Source organism: Psychrobacter sp. (genome assembly GCF_035469765.1).
In the GTDB taxonomy this organism is placed as follows: domain Bacteria; phylum Pseudomonadota; class Gammaproteobacteria; order Pseudomonadales; family Moraxellaceae; genus Psychrobacter.
Genome location: NZ_DATIRM010000293.1, coordinates 1 through 7,496 on the forward strand (window position 1 = coordinate 1; position 7,496 = coordinate 7,496).

The window sequence follows — 7,496 nt, forward strand, 5'->3', positions numbered from 1 at the left end:
TGTTTGGATAAATGCCAATCAGGATTTCACTCAGGTCCGCGCGCGGATCGTAGCTTAAGATACGATTTAGGGTCTCGCCGGCCAATTCATAATCGTGCGCGCGCAATGCCAAGTGAGCAACATAAAACCAAGCGGGCACATGATCTGGGTTTTCATCTTGCCATGCTTTAGCAAATTGTAAGGATTCTTCAACCCTATCATTGCGTAATGATAAGCTCAGCGCTCTTTCAAATACCGCTGTGGCATCTTGTTTAAAGGATTGCTGTTTATAGATAGTCAGTGCCCGCTCGGTATCATCACGATTAGCTGAAAATTCTGCATCCAATAGTGCATACAAGCTTGGTTCATTAAAATCTGATATAGGGTTTTCGGTTAAAGAATTGTTATTAATCACACTTTCAGTCATCGGTATATGACTATTAACGACTTTGTTAGAGGCATTAATAGTAGTGGTAATGGTTGCAGTACTGGTGCTAATAGGGGATATTTGGGGCAAAATTGTGTTTGATGCGGCGCTTGCATGGGCAGCATGAGCAGGGAATCCTAGGCACAAAAAAACCGCCAGCGAAAACGCTAGCTTATAACGTTGGCATAGACGCTCGATAAGAGTATGCATTAATACTCGAAGGCTAGATTGAGCGTTATGCATGGGTTGTAGTCTAAAGGATGAGCCAAATAAAACCATAGCGTGCAGTATTTACCTATTTTTGTATGGCATAAAATCATTTGCGATATAAAAGGCTGATTTTATTATAATCGTTTTAAAAACAGATATCTATGATGAATACCAATGTCAAACATTATAAGAGCAGAGTGAGAAGATAAACAATAGCAGCCGTGTTACTTGAGCAGTAATAAGAGAAGTTTACGCTAAAGCGTTTGCCTATTAAGCCTGCAATCGCAGTTGATTTGTCAGTACGGCGCCCAGATACAGACAAAGTGCTGGCTGATAGAGGCGAGTGTTAAATAAATCTGCCAATAATGATATAATAAGCGCTTTTTAGCACTTTACTGACAGTATTAGCTGTTAAAGGCTATTTTTCAAAGGTTTCTTATCATGAGCTTTCTTATCATGAGCTTTCTTTGAAAAATAGGATTTTAATCTTTTAAATGCAAACCGCTAAGCGCGCTTAGCTGGCGAGTGAACGTTATATTTATGGTCTATCAATAATGAGATTAGTGGTCATTGGCGTCAATCACAAAACCGCACCAGTCGCTCTACGAGAGCGCTTGGCGCTTGTGGGTGACGATGTCAATGTCGCACTTGAGCAGCTGCAAGGTTTTAATGATGGTAGCGTGATTGTCTCGACCTGCAACCGTACTGAGATTTATGCGTTGGTGCCTCAAAGCTCAGCACCCCAAAGTCCAGTATCTCAAAACTTATTACCATCAAGCCCGTCAATACAAAATTTGCCTTCGTCAGTTGTCGAGAGCAGCAATACCTTGACTAGTAGTGCCAATCTCTCCTCTGCGGTCATCAGCGCTCATATCCTAAAAATAAAAACTTGGCTTGCTGATTTTAAGCAGTTGCCACTTACCGAGATTGACCCTTATCTGTATGTCCACCGTGATACTCATGCCTTGACTCATTGGCTGCGAGTCGCCTCAGGGCTTGACTCTATGATACTTGGTGAACCACAGATACTGGGGCAAATTAAGCGTTCTGTACATCTGGCACAAGACCAAAGAACCCTCAGTAACCAGTTGGGCTGGATTGTGGATCAGGTATTTGCAGCGGCAAAACGGGTACGTAATGAGACCCAAGTTGGCGCACAGGCAGTATCGCTTAGCTACGCTGCTGCCAAGTTGGTCACGCAAATATTTGATGACTTGCCAAGCCGCACGTTATTGATAGTAGCGGCTGGGGAGATGAATCGATTGGTGGCGACGCATATCGCGGGTCTTGGGGTTGGGCGCGTTATTATTTGTAATCGCAACCCTGAACGCGCAGAAGCGTTAGCAGCCGAGCTGCGTCAGCCTAATCGGCGCATTGATGTGCGACCTTTATATGAGCTCGGGCAAGTATTGGCGGAAGCCGATATTGTGAGTAGCTGTAGCGGTAGCATGGACATATTGATTGATAAAACCATGACAATGCAGGCACTAAAGAGCCGTCGCTATCAGCCGATGCTGATGATTGATTTGGCGGTGCCGCGTGATATTGATTCTACTGTCAGCCGGATAGACGATGTTTATCTATATTCCATCGATGATTTGCAGTATGTGATAGCCGGTAATATCGAACAACGCCGTCAAGCAGCAGTAGACGCTGAGCTGTTGGTCAGTCAATTGGTGGTTGAGATGGATCGCCGCTTTCAAGTGCGCCAAGTAGGCAAGGATATTCAGCAATATCGCGTGCGTACTCATGAGCAGGTAAACAAACTATTGCAGGAGTCTATCGCAGAGCTGCAAGGCGATAGTGCCAACCCTGAAGATATTATGATTGAGCTGACGCGGCGCTTAACGCAATCCTTAACCCATGCACCCTCCAAGTTGATGCGTAAAGCAGCAGGTGAAGGTGACAATGAGTTACTCGACTTTGTCGTATCAGGTCTACAAGACGCCCATCGAAATCACTGATAATTGTCTTTTATTATCAAAAATAATAAATTGTATCAGTATGATTTTAACGTCAACATAGCATTGTCAACCTGCATTATCGGTGCTAATATCGAGCTGTTATGACGATATTAAGTGATGATGCTTGATTGATAAATAGGGAATGTTTTTAGGATACTCGAGCGGTATTCGTTACAATACCAGCGTCTTTATACTATTTAACTTCTATTTATCCAATCAGTTTCAATGATCATTGTTATCAGCCTGCCACTGCGTAGCAACGATAATGGTGCGCATGTCTTATACGATTTCACTTAAGATTTGATGACATCAACGACGTACAAGATACTACCATCAACGGCAATAGCGCTAGGAGAAAGTGCTATATCGTCCACCCTGCGTCAAATCCCCAATTATTATTTGATATCTGTACTTAGTGAATACTATCTACAATAGTATCTGGCTATCATATTGTTTGGTCAAAAAAACATTTCATCAAAATAATAGCTGACCTAAATTAACTCAGACAGTATCTAGATTTTATTATCATTCATACTTAAAAAATATTACAACAGACAGGAGCGTCACATGACTGCATTACGTCAAGATATTGATCCAAACGGCTTATTAGAATATTCAGTGGTTTATACTGACCGTGCCCTCAATCATATGTCAAAAGCCTTTCAAGAGGTAATGAATGATTTGCTGAGTAACCTAAAGACCGTCTATAACGCTGAAGCAGCGGTTATTATTCCAGGTTCTGGTACTTATGGTATGGAAGCAGTCGCCCGTCAACTGACCATTGATGAAGATTGCCTGATTATTCGTAACGGTTGGTTTAGCTATCGCTGGACGCAAATTTTAGAAAAAGGCAAATTTGCCAAATCATCGACGGTACTAACGGCTGAACGTACAGAAGACACTGAAGCGCCAAAACCATTTGCGCCAGTTGATATCGAAACGGCGGTTGCCAAAATTAAAGAAGACAAACCTGCCGTCGTTTATGCGCCGCACGTTGAAACGTCGTCTGGCATTATCTTGTCAGAAGACTACATCAAAGCATTGAGTGAAGCCGTACATAGCGTTGGCGGTTTATTGGTTATTGATTGTATCGCTTCAGGCTGCGTATGGTTAGATATGAAAAAATTGGGCATTGATGTGCTCATTAGTGCACCGCAAAAAGGCTGGAGTAGCACGCCATGCGCGGGTCTAGTTATGCTAAGCGACGCTGCCATCAAAAAAGTAGAAACCACTGAATCTAATTCCTTTAGCCTTGATTTAAAGCAATGGTTAACCATCATGCGTGCGTATGAAAATGGCGGTCACGCTTATCATGCGACTATGCCAACCGATAGCTTGCGTCAATTCCGCGATACTATCTTAGAAGCGAAAGAGATTGGCTTTGATACCTTGCGTGATGCACAGTGGGAGCTTGGCAAGCGTATTCGTAAGGTACTGGCAGAGAAAGGTATCGAAAGCGTTGCAGCTGAGGGTTTTGAAGCTCCAGGTGTTGTGGTGTCTTATACTGACCGTGATGACATGCATAAAGGCAGTGCTTTCGCTGAAGCCGGATTGCAAATCGCTGCTGGTGTACCCTTAAAAGTTGGTGAGCCTGATAACTTCAAAACATTCCGTTTAGGTCTATTTGGCTTGGACAAATTGACTGATGTTGATGGTGCAGTAGAGCGTTTTGAAAAAGCACTTGATGAAGTGCTAGCAAAATAATTTGAGCGGTTGACTCGTTTATTAAGCCAGTCAGCAATCAAATAAAGAGGTACTGAACATTGCATGACGCAAGGTTCAGTATTTTTTTACTTATTTATTATATTTTATAATATAATGTATTTAAGTAAATTGATTTATAGTAAAATATAAATAACAAGGAGTCATTCATAGCAGTAGTACGATATCGTTGTTAAACTCAATTGAAGATATAAAACTATTTTTAATAAAAAATCAGCTTAGGTAATTATTATGGGTATACAAATAGACTGGCAAGCCTTTACGCCGATCTCCTTAGTAGGCGGTCTCATGCTAGGTGTAGCGACCGTTATCTTGCTATTGGGTATTGGTCGTATTGCAGGTATTAGCGGTATTTTCTCAAGTCTACTTAAGCCTAAACGTGTAGAGATGTGGCAAGTTTTATTTATACTTGGTCTCGTTATTTCACCATTACTCTATAGTTTGGTTAAACCGTTGCCCGATATAGAGATTAGTACCTCTTTGCCATTACTTATTGGCGCAGGATTGCTGGTTGGTTTTGGGACGCGTTTGGGTTCAGGTTGTACCAGTGGACATGGTATCTGTGGTAACGCGCGCCTGTCGCCACGTTCGATGGCCGCGACGGTGACCTTTATGTTATTTGGTATTGTGACGGTTTATATTGGTCGACATCTCTTGGGCTTGATTTAACCATGTAGTCACGTATGGCTAATATTGCTAAGACCGTATTGAGTACGATTTATAACAGCTTATATCAACAAATGAAGTGCGAGACATAATCATGCTAAAAAATATAATTGGATTACTGGCAGGTCTGCTATTTGGTATCGGGCTATTAATCTCAGGTATGACCGATCCTGTCAAGGTACAAGGGTTTTTGGATGTCTTTGGTGCTTGGGATATCTCCCTTGCATTAGTAATGGGTGGCGGCTTAATAGTTGCAATCGTTGGCGTCCAATTAGCTAAGCGTCAACAGACCAGTTGGATTGGCACGTCAATCGATATGCCAACTAAAACCACCATTAATAAAAACTTGCTTATAGGTGCGATGTTGTTCGGTATCGGTTGGGGTTTGGTGGGTATTTGCCCAGGTCCTGGTATCGTGCTGCTCGGCACAGGACAATGGCAGGCTTATGTCTTTATTCCTGCGATGATAGTCGGCATGCTAGTTTATCAATGGCTTGAGCCTAAACTTAATTGATAAATAGTGTGCTTTTACCATATTAACCTAAATAAAAAGGTCAGCTGACATTCGTTAGACTGACCTTTTTTATATTTAATAATTCAAAATGCTCTCATATTTTAAGGACTTATTTCATACTAGTGGTGACTTTTGGTGTTTCATGCGCCAGTGATTTAGCTGCTTGCCGCAGCTCAAATTTTTGTACTTTACCAGTGCTGGTTTTAGGTATTTCGGCAAAGACAATATATTTCGGCACTTTAAAACCAGCCAAATGCTGCTTGCAATGCTCCATTACAGTGTCACGCTGCAAAGTGCTGCCTTCATGAATCTCGATAAAGGCCACGGGCACTTCACCCCATTTATCATGCGGCGCGGCAACGACAGCGCAGCTTTGGATTTCTGGCATTTTATATAGGACGTTCTCAACTTCGATGCTAGAGATATTTTCGCCACCTGAGATGATAATATCTTTTAGCCTATCCATAATTTTGATATAGCCGTCAGGATATTTAACACCCAAATCACCGGTGCGGAACCAACCATCAGCAAAGGCTTCTTCGGTTGCTTTTCGACTTTTTAGATAACCTTTCATTACCATATTGCCGCGCAGTGCCAGCTCGCCCATCTCTTCACCATCAGCAGCAACAGGCTCAGTCGTACCTTGTTTAAATAGCTCAAACCCTGTCATTAAATGCGAGGTTACACCTTGACGTGATTTCTTCTGCGCGCGCGTGGCGACATCAAGCTTATCCCATTCTTCTTGCTCAGCGCAGACGGTGACCGGACCATAAACTTCGGTCAGACCATAAACGTGAGAGATATGAAAGCCCATCGCTTCCATGGCTGCGAGCATGGTTTCAGAAGGCGGTGCACCAGCGACCCAGCCTTTGACTTCATGATTGATGGCTTCTTTATATTCAGGCTTGCCGCCAGCAATCATATTGTGCACCACCGGCGCTGAGCAGTAATGCGAGACTTTATGCTTGGCAATCAGCTGCAAAATCAAATCAGCGTCAATCTTGCGCAAGCAGACGTTGACGCCCGCGCGCTCCGCGATGGTCCATGGGAAACACCAACCATTACAATGAAATAGTGGCAGCGTCCATAGATACATGGGGTGCTTTGGCATGTCCCAGTCTAAGATGTTAGAGACAGCGTTGAGAGTAGCACCGCGATGGTGATAGACCACGCCTTTGGGTTTGCCAGTAGTGCCAGAGGTGTAATTGAGTGCAATCGCTTCCCATTCATCGAGTGGCTTTTCCCAATTGTCCAAATTATCAGAGCTAGCAATTAATGCCTCGTAGCTCATTTGTCCAAAGGGTTCGACATCGATGGCGACATCAGTCGCATGAATGACGATTAAATTGGGAAAGGTTTCAGCGATAATGTCAGCATAGTCAGCAAACTCGCTATCCAAAATCAAGGCTTTGGCCTCTGAATGCTGCAAGCAGAAGGTAAGGGCATTGATATCAAGGCGAGTATTTAACGTACAAAGCACGCCGCCTGACATGGGCACGCCAAAGGCGCACTCAACCATGGCTGGCGTATTTGGCATCATGACCGCAACTGTGTCATTTTTATCAATGCCTAATTTACGTAGGCCATCTGCCAATTGCCGACAACGCGTGTAGGTCTGCTGCCATGTTTGGGTAAGATTGTTATGTTCTAAGTCATCATAGATGATGGCAGTTCTGTTAGGATAAACCTGAGCACTACGGATAATAAAATCGATAGGGGTAAGCGGTTGATGGTTGGCAGCATTTTTGCCGAGACCGGTGTGGAAGTCAGTCATTTAGATAGTCCTTTATCATGGTTCTTATAGCCGATAACGTAGTAATGAGGATATGTCACTTTAATCAGTCGACTGTATCAGTATTTGATTATTATAGACAGTTGTAAGCAAAATTTGGTCAGGTTTTGTGGCGTTTATTTAACTCAGTAAAAAAATCAGCTTTCTAAAAAAGGCGCTTCTTCACTATTAGGAATTTAGTGTTCACTCATCAGTCGCTTGTCTGCATAGCTGATGATAATA

Annotated in this window: 6 protein-coding genes; 4 read left to right on the plus strand and 2 right to left on the minus strand. The window is 43.0% G+C overall.

All coding sequences use genetic code 11. The annotated features are described in order from the left end of the window. Nucleotides 1-649: tetratricopeptide repeat protein (locus VLN09_RS08250; protein ID WP_414709109.1), on the minus strand; the 649-nt coding region annotated here is incomplete at its 3' end. 521 nt (nt 650-1,170) lie between these two features. Here VLN09_RS08250 and hemA point away from each other — a divergent pair. From hemA to VLN09_RS08270, 4 genes are all read left to right on the plus strand, one after another. Then, entirely contained in the window at nt 1,171-2,580 is a 1,410-nt protein-coding gene (hemA, locus tag VLN09_RS08255) for a glutamyl-tRNA reductase (protein ID WP_325245449.1), read from the plus strand. A 567-nt stretch (nt 2,581-3,147) separates the two neighbouring features. Beyond that, nucleotides 3,148-4,284, plus strand: a complete 1,137-nt coding sequence (locus VLN09_RS08260; RefSeq protein WP_325245451.1) for an aminotransferase class V-fold PLP-dependent enzyme — start codon at nt 3,148-3,150, stop codon at nt 4,282-4,284. A 249-nt stretch (nt 4,285-4,533) separates the two neighbouring features. Then, a complete protein-coding gene (locus VLN09_RS08265) occupies nt 4,534-4,971 on the plus strand; it encodes a YeeE/YedE family protein (protein WP_325245453.1) in 438 nt (145 codons plus the stop codon). A gap of 91 nt (nt 4,972-5,062) precedes the next feature. After that, nucleotides 5,063-5,482, plus strand: a complete 420-nt coding sequence (locus VLN09_RS08270) for a DUF6691 family protein (protein ID WP_325245455.1) — start codon at nt 5,063-5,065, stop codon at nt 5,480-5,482. A 109-nt stretch (nt 5,483-5,591) separates the two neighbouring features. Here VLN09_RS08270 and VLN09_RS08275 read toward each other — a convergent pair whose 3' ends face one another. After that, nucleotides 5,592-7,256 (minus strand): AMP-binding protein, encoded by a 1,665-nt coding sequence (locus VLN09_RS08275; RefSeq protein ID WP_325245457.1) that lies wholly within the window; start codon nt 7,254-7,256, stop codon nt 5,592-5,594. Between the last annotated feature and the right edge of the window lie 240 nt (nt 7,257-7,496).

What these genes read in the sequence shown, in the direction of transcription:
- VLN09_RS08260 (WP_325245451.1), top strand. Translation starts at nt 3,148, where the DNA reads ATGACTGCATTACGTCAAGATATTGATCCAAACGGCTTATTAGAATAT.
- VLN09_RS08275 (WP_325245457.1), bottom strand. Translation starts at nt 7,256, where the DNA reads ATGACTGACTTCCACACCGGTCTCGGCAAAAATGCTGCCAACCATCAA.
- hemA (WP_325245449.1), top strand. Translation starts at nt 1,171, where the DNA reads ATGAGATTAGTGGTCATTGGCGTCAATCACAAAACCGCACCAGTCGCT.
- VLN09_RS08265 (WP_325245453.1), top strand. Translation starts at nt 4,534, where the DNA reads ATGGGTATACAAATAGACTGGCAAGCCTTTACGCCGATCTCCTTAGTA.
- VLN09_RS08270 (WP_325245455.1), top strand. Translation starts at nt 5,063, where the DNA reads ATGCTAAAAAATATAATTGGATTACTGGCAGGTCTGCTATTTGGTATC.